The organism is Pseudoalteromonas sp. T1lg48 (genome assembly GCF_002964785.1).
In the GTDB taxonomy this organism is placed as follows: Bacteria; Pseudomonadota; Gammaproteobacteria; order Enterobacterales; family Alteromonadaceae; genus Pseudoalteromonas.
This window is the reverse complement of record NZ_PQCC01000006.1, coordinates 18714-32328: the sequence shown is the minus strand read 5'-3', so window position 1 is coordinate 32328 and position 13615 is coordinate 18714. Positions and strand designations below refer to the sequence as shown.

The 13615-nt window shown below is 52.3% G+C and carries 13 protein-coding genes; 5 read left to right on the top strand and 8 right to left on the bottom strand.

What is annotated here, in order from left to right:
- Nucleotides 1-181 precede the first annotated feature (181 nt).
- From C2M29_RS08465 to C2M29_RS08450, 3 genes are all read left to right on the top strand, one after another.
- Nucleotides 182-739 (top strand): RNA polymerase sigma factor, encoded by a 558-nt coding sequence (locus C2M29_RS08465; protein WP_158684689.1) that lies wholly within the window; start codon nucleotides 182-184, stop codon nucleotides 737-739.
- Nucleotides 739-1377, top strand: a complete 639-nt coding sequence (locus tag C2M29_RS08460) for an NrsF family protein (RefSeq protein ID WP_105189375.1) — start codon at nucleotides 739-741, stop codon at nucleotides 1375-1377. The genes C2M29_RS08465 and C2M29_RS08460 overlap by 1 nt, the downstream gene beginning before the upstream one ends.
- A 322-nt stretch (nucleotides 1378-1699) precedes the next feature.
- The gene (locus C2M29_RS08450; protein WP_105189373.1) at nucleotides 1700-3001 is read left to right on the top strand and encodes an NAD(P)/FAD-dependent oxidoreductase; all 1302 of its coding nucleotides are present in this window, start codon (nucleotides 1700-1702) and stop codon (nucleotides 2999-3001) included.
- 49 nt (nucleotides 3002-3050) lie between these two features.
- Here C2M29_RS08450 and C2M29_RS08445 read toward each other — a convergent pair whose 3' ends face one another.
- On the bottom strand, nucleotides 3051-3416 hold the full coding sequence (locus C2M29_RS08445) for a hypothetical protein (protein ID WP_105189372.1): 366 nt from the start codon (nucleotides 3414-3416) through the stop codon (nucleotides 3051-3053).
- Nucleotides 3417-3637: 221 nt separating this feature from the next.
- Between C2M29_RS08445 and C2M29_RS08440 the strand changes: the two genes are divergently transcribed.
- On the top strand, nucleotides 3638-4231 hold the full coding sequence (locus tag C2M29_RS08440) for a hypothetical protein (RefSeq protein WP_105189371.1): 594 nt from the start codon (nucleotides 3638-3640) through the stop codon (nucleotides 4229-4231).
- A 37-nt stretch (nucleotides 4232-4268) separates the two neighbouring features.
- On the opposite strand, the gene acnA is transcribed toward C2M29_RS08440, so the two are convergent.
- The gene (gene acnA / locus C2M29_RS08435) at nucleotides 4269-7010 is read right to left on the bottom strand and encodes an aconitate hydratase AcnA (protein WP_105189370.1); all 2742 of its coding nucleotides are present in this window, start codon (nucleotides 7008-7010) and stop codon (nucleotides 4269-4271) included.
- A 166-nt stretch (nucleotides 7011-7176) separates the two neighbouring features.
- Nucleotides 7177-7569, bottom strand: a complete 393-nt coding sequence (locus tag C2M29_RS08430) for an RNA-binding S4 domain-containing protein (RefSeq protein WP_105189369.1) — start codon at nucleotides 7567-7569, stop codon at nucleotides 7177-7179.
- 219 nt (nucleotides 7570-7788) lie between these two features.
- Here C2M29_RS08430 and C2M29_RS08425 point away from each other — a divergent pair, with 219 nt between their 5' ends.
- On the top strand, nucleotides 7789-8100 hold the full coding sequence (locus C2M29_RS08425; protein WP_105189368.1) for a hypothetical protein: 312 nt from the start codon (nucleotides 7789-7791) through the stop codon (nucleotides 8098-8100).
- A gap of 68 nt (nucleotides 8101-8168) precedes the next feature.
- Here C2M29_RS08425 and cysQ read toward each other — a convergent pair whose 3' ends face one another.
- From cysQ to cysD, 5 genes are read right to left on the bottom strand one after another with little or no spacing between them, the layout of a single operon-like run.
- On the bottom strand, nucleotides 8169-8939 hold the full coding sequence (cysQ, locus tag C2M29_RS08420) for a 3'(2'),5'-bisphosphate nucleotidase CysQ (RefSeq protein ID WP_105189367.1): 771 nt from the start codon (nucleotides 8937-8939) through the stop codon (nucleotides 8169-8171).
- A 3-nt stretch (nucleotides 8940-8942) separates the two neighbouring features.
- The gene (gene cysC, locus C2M29_RS08415; RefSeq protein WP_105189366.1) at nucleotides 8943-9539 is read right to left on the bottom strand and encodes an adenylyl-sulfate kinase; all 597 of its coding nucleotides are present in this window, start codon (nucleotides 9537-9539) and stop codon (nucleotides 8943-8945) included.
- A 15-nt stretch (nucleotides 9540-9554) separates the two neighbouring features.
- Complete coding sequence (locus C2M29_RS08410) at nucleotides 9555-11273, bottom strand: SLC13 family permease (RefSeq protein WP_105189365.1); 1719 nt, start codon at nucleotides 11271-11273, stop codon at nucleotides 9555-9557.
- A 3-nt stretch (nucleotides 11274-11276) separates the two neighbouring features.
- Nucleotides 11277-12698 (bottom strand): sulfate adenylyltransferase subunit CysN, encoded by a 1422-nt coding sequence (gene cysN, locus C2M29_RS08405; RefSeq protein ID WP_105189364.1) that lies wholly within the window; start codon nucleotides 12696-12698, stop codon nucleotides 11277-11279.
- On the bottom strand, nucleotides 12698-13597 hold the full coding sequence (gene cysD / locus C2M29_RS08400; RefSeq protein ID WP_105189363.1) for a sulfate adenylyltransferase subunit CysD: 900 nt from the start codon (nucleotides 13595-13597) through the stop codon (nucleotides 12698-12700). Before cysD ends, cysN begins: the two co-directional genes overlap by 1 nt.
- Nucleotides 13598-13615 lie beyond the last annotated feature (18 nt).

Genomic DNA, 13615 nt, shown 5'->3' with positions numbered 1-13615 from the left:
TACGTAGTTAGTTAATATGGCGTGTTGTTGAGGTGCTATTATTAACGCTTCAAGGTGTGACAGCTTTACGAGGGTGGCTCATCCGTCTGCTGCTTTACTCGCAATGGCGTCAATCTCAGAGGACTTTCATTTTGGAATTGTCATCTTCTCGGCTTATGAACTCAGGGCCTTTTTTTCACGGATGAGCATCAATGACGCGTCGCAATCCGATAACAGCCGTTGGTCAGAGCTGATGGCCAGTGCCCAAGGCGGCTGCGAATCCGATTACCGTCAATTACTGACTGAGCTGGCAAACGTGATTCACGGCTATCTTAAAAAGCGTTTCGGGGATCAGGAGTTCATAGAAGATTGCGTCCAGGAAACCTTGCTAGCCATTCACAAGGCGCGCCATACCTATGACCCCCAGCGTCCGTTCAGGCCTTGGTTTTTCACTATAGTTCGGCACAAGGTCATAGATTATCTGCGCCACAAAAGTAGCCGCATTCAACACACGGAGCCGTATCAACTCGAAGTGCAGGGTCTTGTATCTCAGAGCCCTTCGGTGGAAGACGGCATTGATGAAGAAAACCTATTGAAGGAGTTGCCGGCTCCCCACAGGGAAGCGCTCACCTTGACCAAACTGGTAGGCCTTACTAGCAGCGAAGCCGCGAAACAATTGGGAATTTCAGAAAGCGCGCTTAAGGTGCGAGTGCACAGGGCCATCAACAAACTCAAACATATAATCGAGGCGGAAGACTAATGCCGGATCGAATAACCTTTATCGCGGAGCTCAGCCATCACCTCAAGCCGGTCGGCAGGATGCCGGATCTGGACAAGCTGGCCATGGCCTGGTTTGTGTTGAGTATGCTGTATGTCGTTGTGCTAACTCATCTCGTTGGCCCAGTGCGCCCGGACGCCTTTTCTCAGCTGTTGTCGACGCCGCGTTTCTTATTCGAAACCCTGTCGGGGGTGGTGGCGATAGTTTATGTCAGCGTGCAGGCTTTTCGGGATGCGGTGCCCGGCAGAACGAGCGGCAGATTACAGCTCCTTGGTTTAACGCTGATGTTATTCTGGCTGCTGCAATATGTAATCGGCTTAGTGGCTCCCACACTTGAGCCTGCCAGTCTGGGAAAACGACCGAGCTGTGAGTTTGAAACCCTGTTGTATTCCTTGGTGCCCCTGAGCCTGGCCTGGTTTGTGACGCGTAAGTTCTATCCTCTCCACCCACGACGTATGGCCATTTCTTTGAGCCTGGCGTCCGGTATGATGCCTGCCTTGTATATGCAGCTAGCCTGCATGTATGAACCAGGCCATATTTTGCTGTTTCACATCACCCCGGGTTTGCTAGTGATGGTGATCGGATTGGGATTAGCCTGGCTTTATCGCGTAAAATGTTGAGCGGGATGACAGGCAATCACATCCACCCTATTCGCTGGGATATGCCATTTTGCTCAGCATTGGTTCACCAGTTCGCCGCGTAATTTACCTAGCCACGCATTTAGAAGCGGCAAATGCTGCAGGTCTATGTCTCGCTTAGCAAAGTTATTACATATATTAATTCAGTAGTTGGCGCCTTAATGACTTTTGTTAACAGAAGGCGTAAGCTGGGCCAAATTGTTCCTCGAAAACAAGAGATTGGCCAACCCACTGGCCAACAATACCCAAGTACATTTGACGCTCAGGTACGTGCATTTGGGTATGCAATTTTTGAGGAATAGCTATGAACGACGAATCAATACCACGCATCGTTATTGTTGGTGGTGGTGCAGGAGGATTAGAACTCGCGACGGGCTTGGGCCATAAATTGGGCAAAAAGCGCAAAGCTGAAATTATACTGATAGATCGTAACCGCACACACATCTGGAAGCCTCTACTCCATGAGGTCGCAACTGGCTCACTCGATGCTAGCTTGGATGGTGTTGTCTATTCTGCTCACGCAGCAAAGCATCATTTCATTTTCCAACTCGGTACGTTTTATAATGTTGACCGTCTTACCAAAACAATTTTACTTGCCCCCCTTTTAGATGACCGTGGCCAAGTGGTGCTTCCTGAGCGCACGCTTAAATACGATAAACTGATTCTCGCCATCGGCAGCGTGAGCAATGACTTCAATACTCCCGGAGCACAAGAGCACTGTTTCTTCTTGGATTCAGTCAGTGGTGCAGAACGTTTTCAACACACCTTGTTGGACAGCTTTACTCGCTTGCAGCAGGCGGATGAGAGCACATCAAAACTCAACGTAGCGATCATCGGTGCAGGGGCGACAGGTGTTGAATTATCTGCTGAGCTCTTTCATGTCACTAGTTTGCTTAAGATATACGGACTAGATAAGGTCAATAAAGACCGCCTGAATATTCACCTTATCGAAGCAAGTGACCGGATCCTCCCGGCACTGCCTGAGCGTATCGCTACTAAAGCGACAATGGAGCTTAAAAAAATTGGCGTAACCTTACATTTGGGTAAACGAGTATTACAAATCGATGAGCGTACTATCCACTTTGAAGATCAAACTTTGGATTGCGACATTAAGGTCTGGGCTGCAGGTGTAAAAGCACCGGACTTTTTGAAAGATCTTGGTGTCTTTGAACTCAATCGCAACAATCAAATTGTGGTTAACTCTTACCTGCAAGTAAGCGATGACGAACATATCTATGTAGTGGGGGATTGCTGTGCGTTCACGCAAGAGAACGGTTCCTTGGTACCACCGAGAGCACAATCAGCGCATCAGATGGCCAGTACGGTAAAAAACAACATCATTCGCGAGTATCAGGGCAAGCCTCTGCAACCTTTTGTTTATAAAGACCATGGTTCCCTGGTGAACTTGGCTCGCTTTAGTGCCGTTGGCAATTTGATGGGTAACCTCAGCAGTGATGTGTTTATTGAAGGCAAAATTGCGCGGTGGATGTATATGAGCCTGTACAGAATGCATCAACAAGCAGTGCACGGCACTTTGAAAATGATGGCGCTGTGGCTAAGCGAAAAACTGATGCGAGTTGTTAGGCCGAAAATGAAATTACATTAAGTGCTTAATGCGGCGCATAAACAACTTATTCGCCGCATTGAAGAAGAGGTTATGGGGTTTCTCTACCTGGGCCCAGAAGCGGACATAAGAAGTAGACATCACCTTCATCCATAAAGCCATTGGGGTTGGCATCCACCCACCAACGCCCGCCATAATAGCCGGTATCCATGGGGCCGAATTCGGTTTGTACTCCGGTGGGGCCATCCATTTCCAGCAACTGGAAATTTTCAGTGCCATTAAACGGCAAATCTTTTAACAGCAGAGTGTCGTAATAAAGGTTCTGAGAGGTCACGTAAATGACCGGAAGGTCTGGGGCCCCTTTACCCGTGGTACGCTCTTTAGCGTCGACAGCGGAAGTGAAGAGGGCAACTGCACTCACCAGGACAATCACCGTTAGGGGTTTGTATGTGTTCATAGTGGTACCTTAATCTTTAGTTGGCAATGTGCCGCGGCACATTGATTAGATTTGCGCGCTCGCATCAACGGACGCGGCGCACCTCTAAAACCCATGCTGGGTTAAAAACGAATACGCACAGTCAGGTGAAATTGTTACATCGCGGGACAAGTATTTTTGTCATTGAGGCTTCATAAACTTGCTCTAGGATCCGCCCTCTATGGATGCGAGGGGAGTAACGTATGTCTGAAGCCGGCAAGCCAATATTGATCATTGGCAATGCCCCCATCACCGAGGACATCAGTGCCGAGGTGGAAACCTATACGCGGGTGGTGCGTTTTAACTTTTGTGCCGGTATGCCCACGCACCTTGGCCGCAAATGCACCGATCTCTGGCTCAGTGCTCGTGGTCGCCAGGCCCATAAACTGGCGCACTCACAGTTGGATATCGACCCACGGCAGCTGCACAGTCTGGTGATCACCGACCCCGAGCCTAACCCTATTGCACAGCGCTTTTTTCGTTTGCTTGGCCGCCGGGGCAATCTGGATCATGGTGACGCGTTGATGGTCAAGTTTGCCGGGGCCCAGACAAGTACACGCATTACGGCGCTAGCCAGGCAGCAGCTCTTGACCGAGCTGTTACGTTTAGGGCGGCCCGATTGCACACCCAGGTGGCCGAGCTCCGGCACTCAGGCCATAGCCCATTTTGCCGCCAGCGGCAGGCCGGTGCATATCATCGGATTTGGTTTTCAAGGCTGGAAGCGTCACCCCTGGCCGTTGGAGCAGCGTTATGTGGCTAAGTTGCAGGCCGAGGGTAAGCTCAGCTATTTGGCCTAAACTGAAAAAAGCCGTGCTAGGCACGGCTTAATCTGACTTAGGAGCGCAGCATTTGCCTCAGCACATACTGCAAGATGCCGCCGTGCTTGTAGTATTCCCATTCTTTCGGGGTATCGATACGCACATCCACTCTAAACTTGGTTTGCTGTCCGTCCTCGTTGGTGGCGACAATTTCCAGCTCTTTGGCTTTATCGCAAAGGCCATTAATATCGAAGGTTTCCTTGCCGGTTAACCCAAGCTCCTCATGGCCTTGCCCGTCTTTAAACTGCAAGGGGAGCACGCCCATACCAATCAGGTTGGAGCGGTGGATACGCTCATAGCTTTTGGCGATCACAGCTTTTATGCCGAGAAGCAAGGAGCCCTTGGCCGCCCAGTCTCGCGACGAGCCGGTACCATATTCCGTCCCGGCTAACACCACCAGAGGCGTGTTGTTTTTCTGGTACTGCATGGCCGCATCGTAAATGCTGGCCAGGTCATCTTCCGGCTGGGTCCTGGTAATACCACCCTCGGTGCCCGGTGCAAGCTGGTTACGCAGGCGCACATTGGCAAAGGTGCCGCGCATCATCACCTCATGGTTACCCCGGCGCGAGCCATAGGAGTTAAAGTCCCCTTGAGAGACACCATGTTTAATCAGGTACTGGCCCGCAGGTGCATCGGCCTTAATTGCCCCCGCCGGGGAGATATGGTCGGTGGTGACCGAGTCGCCGAGTTTTGCCAAACAACGAGCGCCCGTTATGCTAGGTAGGCCCGGCGGCTCCTTACTCATGCCGTCAAAGAAGGGAGCCTTGCGAATATAGGTGGACGCTTCATCCCATTCGTAGCGTTTGGCCTGGGGCACGGCGATATTTCGCCAGCGTTCATCGCCCTTGTAAACGTCGGCATAGCTTTTCGCGAACATCTCCTTGGTGACTGTGGATTTGACCAGCTCAGCCACCTCGCTTACCGAGGGCCAGAGGTCTTTCAGGTACACATCGCGACCTTGAACATCCTGGGTGAGTGGCTCGTTGTAGACATCAATATCGGTGCGACCGGCAAGGGCATAGGCCACCACCAGAGGCGGTGAGGCGAGGAAGTTCATTTTCACATCCTGGTGAATACGGCCTTCAAAATTACGGTTACCGGAGAGAATCGAGCTGACCACCAACTTGTGCTCGGTGATGGCTTGCTGAATTTCATCCGGCAGTGGCCCCGAGTTACCAATACAGGTGGTGCAGCCATAGCCCACCAGGTTAAAGCCAAGTGCTTCTAGGTCATCCATCAGCTCGGCTTTTTTCAAGTAGTCGGTGACCACCTGTGAGCCCGGCGCTAAGGATGTCTTTACCCAAGGCTTCACATTCAATCCCAGTTCCTTAGCCTTCTTGGCAACCAGCCCGGCGGCAAGGATCACACTGGGATTTGAAGTATTGGTACAACTGGTGATGGCGGCAATCACACAGGCGCCATCGCTGAGCTCAAACTCTTCGCCGTTATACTTCACCTTGGCTATGCCGGTGACTTCAGGCTCGGTTTGCAATTGTTTTGGTTGTCCGCCCTCTGAAACAATGCGGGCTTCCTCTTCCATCTCCAGCGCTTTTTTTTCAGCCCGCTCGTCTTGAAAGGCACGCAGATGCTCGGTGATGGTATCGCCTGCTGTATCAAGCGGGATGCGATCCTGCGGCCGTTTTGGCCCTGCCAGGCTAGGTACTACGGTACCTAAATCCAGCTCCACTATGTCGCTGTAAAGGGGTTCGTCGCCTGCCTCACGCCACATTCCCTGATGTTTGGCATAGGCTTCGATAAGGGCTACTTGCTCGTCACTGCGATTAGTGAGCTTAAGGTACTCTATGGTTTCCTGGTCAATAGGGAAGATGCCACAGGTGGCGCCGTATTCGGGCGCCATATTGGCAATGGTTGCGCGGTCCGCCAGCGGCAGATCGGCCAGGCCGTCACCGTAGAACTCAACAAACTTACCGACCACGCCTTTTTGTCTTAGTATTTGTGTGACCGTCAGAACCAGATCCGTGGCCGTGGTGCCCTCTGGCAGTGCGCCCTTGAGTTTAAAGCCTACCACCTGGGGGATAAGCAGGCTGATGGGTTGGCCGAGCATGGCGGCCTCGGCTTCGATGCCACCGACCCCCCAACCAAGAATGCCCAGACCATTGATCATGGTGGTGTGCGAGTCGGTGCCAACCAGACTGTCCGGGTAGGCAAAGGTATGCCCCTGTTCATCTTTTTCAAACACCACCCGAGCCAGGTACTCTAGGTTAACCTGATGCACTATACCAGTGGCCGGAGGCACCACGGTGAGGTTATCAAAGGCCGTTTGCCCCCAGCGTAAAAATTCGTAGCGTTCCTTATTGCGTTGGTATTCGAGCTTGGCATTGAGATCGAAGGCGCCGTTGTTACCATAGCTGTCAACCTGCACCGAGTGATCGATCACCAGCTCCGCCGGCGACAGGGGGTTGATCTTGCTGGGGTCGCCGCCAAGTTGCTCCATGGCATCGCGCATAGCGGCTAAATCCACTATGGCGGGCACTCCGGTGAAGTCCTGCATCACCACGCGGGCAGGCGTAAAGGCCACTTCCTTACTCGGCTTGGCTTGTGGTTGCCAATCAAGCAAGGCCTGAATATCGTCTTTGTTGATGCTCTCGCCATCTTCATGGCGCAGCAGGTTTTCCAATAGAATCTTTAACGAGAAAGGTAAGCGCTTGGCTTTGTCGCCCAGTGGACACAGCGAGTGAATATGGTACTGCTTAGCGTTGACGGTAAGCTGTGCAAGCGTGTTAAAGCTGTTCTTCATTCAATACCCCTTTTTCTGCTCTTGGCGCACGAAATAATCGCACAGTACGATTATTTGATGCGCAAGGTTCCTTGCGACTGAATTTTAGCCACATTTAAGAGCTTGGGGATATTTGCGTGTTTTTCAACCTGTCAGTGCAGGAAACTTTGTAACTCGTCCTGCGTCCTTACCCGAATGAAATAGGTTTACGGCCCGTGTTTTCGTCGCGGTTAGAGGTTTTCTTCTTGGTTTTTTTGGGAGCGGCGGCTTGTTGCGTTTGTTTAGCAGCTGCCGGTTGTTTTGCCTTGGGCGCTTTTTGCGGGGCGGCCTTGTGTAGTTCGCGCTGAACCATATTGTCAGCGGCGCTGAGTAAAAAGGTGTCGCCGTCGAAATGAACCGTATCACCGGCGTAAAGCTTTTTGCGCTTTTGCGTGCACAATTCGCCGTTAACGCCCACATAACCATCGGCGATCAGCAGCTTGGCATGGCCACCGCCTTCTGCAAGGTCGAGCACTTTTAATAGCTTACACAGCTCAATCGGCTCTTCTTCTAATTGAACTTCAATAAAATCGTCATGCATCTGGGTTATGTTCTCTATGGTACAGGTGCGACATTATACATCAGGTGCTGCACTAAAATGTGTCAAATTGCGCCAATGTAATGCAAACTTTTTTTCTTGTTGGTAGTCTAATTTCCACAATAACAAGTATAACAAGTAGCAAGGCGCCATTTACTGGATGGCGTAAATATTGCTATCCAATGCTAATAATCGTAGTTATCAACTTTAGCGGGGAAGAACATGGGTGCACGGCAAGCGGTATTCGAAGAATTTTTAGGTCATAAATACGCACATCATTGCAGTGCCGAACAGGTACGTCTAGCCATCACCGAGGCCATTAAGCAGGCAGAGGCCGATGGTCAGAGTGTCGGCGAGCATTATTTTGCACTGCTATCTCGGTTTAATGACAACCATAGCCGAATTCTCTATCAGGGCCGAAGCGCAGAGCCATTGCTGGAGTTTTGCGAACATAAGTTGTTTAAAGAAATCACCTATGACAAGGCCAGCGTCCGGGCCTGGGCCCAAGGTCGTGGCCTTGAACTGACCTTGTAATGATATTAAAGTTAAAAAAAGCAGCCTAGGCTGCTTTTTTTAACTTTGCATCATGCTTCGCTGGCTGCTTAGGGTTGCAGGGCGCTGACGATAAAATGCGGATTTAGGTAGCTTTCTTTTTGATTGTATTTTAACGGGTCGCCATCGACCGTGGTGACGCGGGCGCCAGCAATGGCGGCCACCGCATGGCCGGCACCGGTATCCCATTCGGACGTTGGCCCCAAGCGCGGGTATATATCGGCGGCACCTTCGGCGACTAAACAGAGTTTCAGCGAGCTGCCCTTGGGCACCATATCCACTTCGTCAAACTGCTTAAGGAAATTGGCCAGTTGCTCGGAAGGGTGTGAGCGACTGCCGACCACGCGGATGAGTCCTTTGTTTTCTTTGGTCGTGACCTTGAGCTCAATGCGGGCTTCGCCGACCTGTTTAAAGGCGCCTATATCCTGGGCCGCCAGGTAGCTGACGCCCAACGCCGGGGCATCGACCACGCCCAGCACAGGCACACCGTTTTCAATCAGGGCGATATTGATGGTGAATTCGCCATTTTTCTTGATAAATTCCTTGGTGCCGTCAATGGGATCAACCAGCCAGTAGCGTTGCCATTGTTGTCGTTCTTTCCAGCTAATGGTGGCGCTTTCCTCGCTGAGCACGGGAAGGTGTGGCGTGAGTCTCTCCAGCCCGGCTACTATCACCTGGTGAGCCGCCAGATCGGCATCGGTCACCGGGCTTTTATCGTCCTTATACTCGACGTTAAAGTCCTTATTATAGATGCACATTGCCGCTTGTCCGGCGTCTTGTGCCAGTTGCAGCACATGTTCGAGCAGTTCTGGAGAAGTCATGGGTTATCCTATTATGTTTTTACCGCGTAAATAGTCGATAAGTTGCGCTACGCAGCTGTCTATATCCTGTGTTGAGGTATTAATGCTGAGCTCCGGATTAGTCGGCACCTCATAGTCCGAGTCAATGCCGGTAAAGTGGGCGATTTCGCCGGCCCGTGCCTTTTTATACAAGCCCTTGGGATCCCGTTGCTCGCAGGTGGCCAGCGGCGTATCCAAATACACCTCGATAAACTCGCTTTCTCCCACCAGGTTACGGACCATATCCCGCTCTTCCTGAAAGGGGGAAATAAACGCGGTGAGTACAATTAAACCGGCATCGACCATAAGTTTAGCGGTTTCACCCACGCGGCGAATATTTTCTTTGCGATCGGCGTCGCTAAAACCAAGATCGCCACACAGACCATGGCGGACATTATCGCCATCGAGTAAGTAGGTGTGATGGCCGAGCTCAAACAGTCTGGCTTCGAGGGCTCCGGCTATGGTGCTTTTGCCCGATCCAGAAAAGCCGGTAAACCACAGGATGCAGCTTTTATGGCCATTTTGTTGTTGTCTTTTTTGCTTATCGACACCGTGTTGGTGCCACACTATGTTTTCATCCATTCTCAGGTCTCGATTTTAAAACTCAAATACATAGCCGATCAGTGACAGTACCACGGCGGCATAGGCCAATGACATGAGCACACCGAGGCGGGCAAAGTCGGCAAAGCGATACTGCCCAGCATTCATCACTATCATGTTGGTTTGGTAGCTATAAGGGCTAATAAAGGCGGCGCTGGCACCGTAGGCCACAGTCATGGCGAAGGGCATCAAGCTCACTTCCAGGGAACTGGCTAGGCCATAGGCCAGTGGAAACATCAGCGCGGCGGCGGCATTATTGGTGATCAACTCGGTCAGCAGCACGGTCAGCACATACACCAGCACCAGAGCCATAAAGGGTGTCAGCCCCTGATGCTCTCCCAGCCAGTGTTGTAAAGCCAGTTCGGCGCCGGAGCCACTAAAGGCATTGGCCAGACCAAGGGCCGAGGCGATAATGATCACCAGCTCAAAGGGAAAACGACGTTTTAATTCCTGACCGTCGAGCACCTTGGTGGCCAACAGCAGGGCGACAAACACCAAGAGGCCCTGTACCAGGGGCACAATGGCGGTGGCGGCCAGGGCAATCACCGCGGCAAAGCCGCCAAGCAGCGCGAATTCGCTGACACGGTTGTAGGCCTTGGCAACACTGTGCTCGCTGACAAAGTAAAAGTTTTTATCCAGGTTATTGCGATGTTGAAAGTCGCGGCCCACCGCCAGCATCAGCCGGTCGCCGGGGCGTATGGTGACCTCGCCAAGCTTGCCGGACAGGCGCCCGCCGTTGCGGTGAATGGCTACCACGGCGGCATCGAACTTGGCTCGAAAACCGACGTCCTTGAGCGTACGCCCTACCAGGGTGGAGGTATGCGTCACTATTACCTCTTGCAGGTTTGAGCTCAATAACCCATTGCTATCGGCAAACAGGGTGAGCCCGGGAATGCGCTGTAAGGCGGTCACGCTTTGCACATTGCCGGTAAAAATCAGCTTATCGCCGGCGCGCACCTTGTTCTCGGGACGCACCGGGCTGATCAGGCGTCGCTCGCGGACGATTTCCACTAAGAAAAGATCGTCCAAATCACGCAGACCGTTTTTCTCTATGCTTTTGCCCACCAGGGGCGAGTCCGGATTGACCTTGGCTTCGAGCAGGTACTCCTTGTGCTCTCCTTCAACCCTAGGGTAGTCGGGTAGCAGCTTATGGCAGACGATCAATAACAAGACGCCCACCAGGGTGACAGCCAGGCCTATGGGTAAAAAGCTAAACATGGCCAGGCTCAGGCCATCGTATTGCTGGGTAAAGCTGTTAACGATGAGGTTGGTCGAGGTGCCGACCAAGGTGGTGGTGCCCCCTAAAATGGCTGCATATGACAGCGGGATAAGCAACTTGGATGGCGCATGATGTTTATTGCGGGTCAAGGGCCCGACCAGAGAGGCGACCACGGCGGTATTATTTAAAAATGCCGATGCCGCCGCCGTCAGCGTACTGACCTTGATAATGCTTAACTTTAAGGAAGGGCTGACGATGCGCTTGGCCAGGATCTGCAGCAAGGAGGTGCGTTCCAGGGCGATGGACACCAGCATCAATAACACCAGGCTGACCAGCCCGGTGTTGGTAAAGTTGCCCAGCAGGGTCTGTGTATCCACATACCCCAGGGCATAGCAGCCGAGTAATGCGCTGAAAAACAGGGTCGCCGGGCGCACATGGGTTAACACCAGAGCGGCAAACAAGGCGGCTATTATCAGCACATAAAAAACGGCATCCATGGCTTAGCGCAACTTACTGATGTCGATTGCTTGCCAATGCGGGAAGTGCTTGCGCACCAGGGCATTAAGCTCAACTTCAAAGTCGCTGAACTGACTCGTTTGTTGCATCTGCTTGGTTGCCAGTATCTGCTCCACCATGCCTGCACCCACGGTCAGATTAGTGAGGCGGTCGATCAGGATAAAGGCGCCGGTTTCGCGGTTATTGCGATACATATCCGCCAGTAGCGGCTCGGTCAGCTCCACCGTCACTATGGCAATCTCATTAAGCTGCAGACCATCGGCCTGGCCATGGGCTAAGGTATTCACGTCTATGGTGTGATCTATGCGTGAGATCACCGCCGCAGTTTTTTTGGCACCCAGCTTCAAGTTATAGGTTTTGCCTATAACCAGGGGCTCTTCGTGCATCCATACCAGTTTGGCCTGCAATTGGTTGGTGGCCACCGAGGTGGAGGCGCTCGGTACGATCACATCGCCGCGGCTGATATCTATCTCGTCGTTCAGGGTCATGGTGATCGCCTGACCGGCTTCGGCGGTATCCAGATTGCCGTCGAAGGTGACCAGCTCTTTGATGCTTGAGGTCTTGCCCGATGGCAGTACCTTTACCGCATCACCCACTTTAAATTCGCCCGAGGTAATGGTGCCCTGAAAACCACGGAAGTCGAGGTTGGGGCGCACCACATACTGCACCGGCAGGCGGGCTTCGAAACCATTGTTGGTGGCCGCCGCCGGAGAGTCTTCTAATAACTCAAGTAACGGCTTATCGGTGTAATAAGGGGTGTGCTCTGAGCGGGTGACCACGTTGTCGCCCTTGAGCGCAGACATGGGCACAAACTTGATGTTAGTTACATTTAACTGCTCGGCAAACTTAAGGTAATCGGCCTTTATCTTCTCATACACGGACTCATCGAAACCGACGATATCCATCTTGTTAATGGCCACCACAAACTGCTCGATACCCAGGGAATCACAGATAAAGCTATGACGCTTGGTTTGCACCTGCACGCCATAACGGGCATCCACCAGGATAATGGCTAAATCACTGGTTGACGCACCGGTCACCATGTTGCGGGTGTACTGCTCGTGTCCCGGGGTGTCGGCAATAATAAACTTACGCTTCGCCGTGGAGAAATAGCGATAGGCCACGTCTATGGTGATGCCTTGCTCGCGCTCCGCCTGCAGGCCGTCGACCAACAGGGCTAAATCCAGCTCTTCGCCGGCGTTACCGACTTTTTCATTGTCTTTGTGCAGCGCCGCCAGTTGATCTTCATAGATCTGGTGACTGTCGTGCAAGAGGCGACCAATCAGCGTTGATTTACCGTCGTCGACGCTGCCGCAGGTCAACAGGCGCAACAGGCTTTTGTCTTGCTGGCGCGTTAAATAGGCCTCGATGCCTAATTCTTTTACTTCATTGGCAGTTGCTGACATTAGAAATAGCCCTCACGTTTTTTCTTCTCCATGGAACCGGCGGAATCGTGATCGATGACGCGGCCCTCACGCTCAGATGATGTCGACAGCAGCATCTCTTCGATAATGCCGGTCAAAGTATCGGCCTCGGATTCCACCGCGCCGGTGAGTGGGTAACAGCCCAGGGTACGAAAGCGCACCGATTTCATTTGCGGCTGTTCGCCGTCGTTCAGCGGCATGCGCTCATCGTCGACCATGATCAGGGTGCCATTGCGTTCAACCACGGGGCGTGGCTGCGCCAGGTAAAGCGGCACGATTTCGATGTTTTCCTGGTAAATGTATTGCCAGATATCCAGCTCGGTCCAGTTCGACAGCGGGAATACGCGAATGCTTTCACCCTGGTTCACCTCTCCGTTGTAGGTATTCCACAACTCCGGACGCTGATTTTTTGGGTCCCATCTATGGTGCTTGTCACGAAATGAATAGACACGCTCTTTCGCACGTGATTTTTCCTCGTCGCGACGGGCACCCCCGAAGGCGGCATCAAAACCATACTGGTCCAGTGCCTGCTTCAAACCTTGGGTTTTCATGATGTCGGTGTGCTTGCTCGAGCCGTGTACGAAGGGGCTGATATTCATCGCCAGACCTTCGGGGTTTTTATGTACCAACAGGTCAAAGCCATATTCTTTGGCCATGCGGTCACGAAACTCGATCATCTCGCGGAACTTCCAATCGGTATCCACATGCAGCAAAGGGAAGGGGATCTTTGCCGGGAAGAAGGCCTTGCGGGCCAGATGCAATAGTACCGAGGAATCTTTACCTATGGAGTAAAGCATTACCGGGTTGTCAAATTCAGCCGCGACCTCGCGGATGATTTTGATACTTTCAGCCTCAAGCTGCTGAAGATGTGTTAAAGCCATAGCTTTGTTCCTGCCTAA

Bases quoted from the DNA above. Each gene is read 5' to 3' on its own strand.
- C2M29_RS08465 (WP_158684689.1), top strand. From the start codon at position 182: ATGAGCATCAATGACGCGTCGCAATCCGATAACAGCCGTTGGTCAGAG.
- C2M29_RS08460 (WP_105189375.1), top strand. From the start codon at position 739: ATGCCGGATCGAATAACCTTTATCGCGGAGCTCAGCCATCACCTCAAG.
- C2M29_RS08450 (WP_105189373.1), top strand. From the start codon at position 1,700: ATGAACGACGAATCAATACCACGCATCGTTATTGTTGGTGGTGGTGCA.
- C2M29_RS08445 (WP_105189372.1), bottom strand. From the start codon at position 3,416: ATGAACACATACAAACCCCTAACGGTGATTGTCCTGGTGAGTGCAGTT.
- C2M29_RS08440 (WP_105189371.1), top strand. From the start codon at position 3,638: ATGTCTGAAGCCGGCAAGCCAATATTGATCATTGGCAATGCCCCCATC.
- acnA (WP_105189370.1), bottom strand. From the start codon at position 7,010: ATGAAGAACAGCTTTAACACGCTTGCACAGCTTACCGTCAACGCTAAG.
- C2M29_RS08430 (WP_105189369.1), bottom strand. From the start codon at position 7,569: ATGCATGACGATTTTATTGAAGTTCAATTAGAAGAAGAGCCGATTGAG.
- C2M29_RS08425 (WP_105189368.1), top strand. From the start codon at position 7,789: ATGGGTGCACGGCAAGCGGTATTCGAAGAATTTTTAGGTCATAAATAC.
- cysQ (WP_105189367.1), bottom strand. From the start codon at position 8,939: ATGACTTCTCCAGAACTGCTCGAACATGTGCTGCAACTGGCACAAGAC.
- cysC (WP_105189366.1), bottom strand. From the start codon at position 9,539: ATGGATGAAAACATAGTGTGGCACCAACACGGTGTCGATAAGCAAAAA.
- C2M29_RS08410 (WP_105189365.1), bottom strand. From the start codon at position 11,273: ATGGATGCCGTTTTTTATGTGCTGATAATAGCCGCCTTGTTTGCCGCT.
- cysN (WP_105189364.1), bottom strand. From the start codon at position 12,698: ATGTCAGCAACTGCCAATGAAGTAAAAGAATTAGGCATCGAGGCCTAT.
- cysD (WP_105189363.1), bottom strand. From the start codon at position 13,597: ATGGCTTTAACACATCTTCAGCAGCTTGAGGCTGAAAGTATCAAAATC.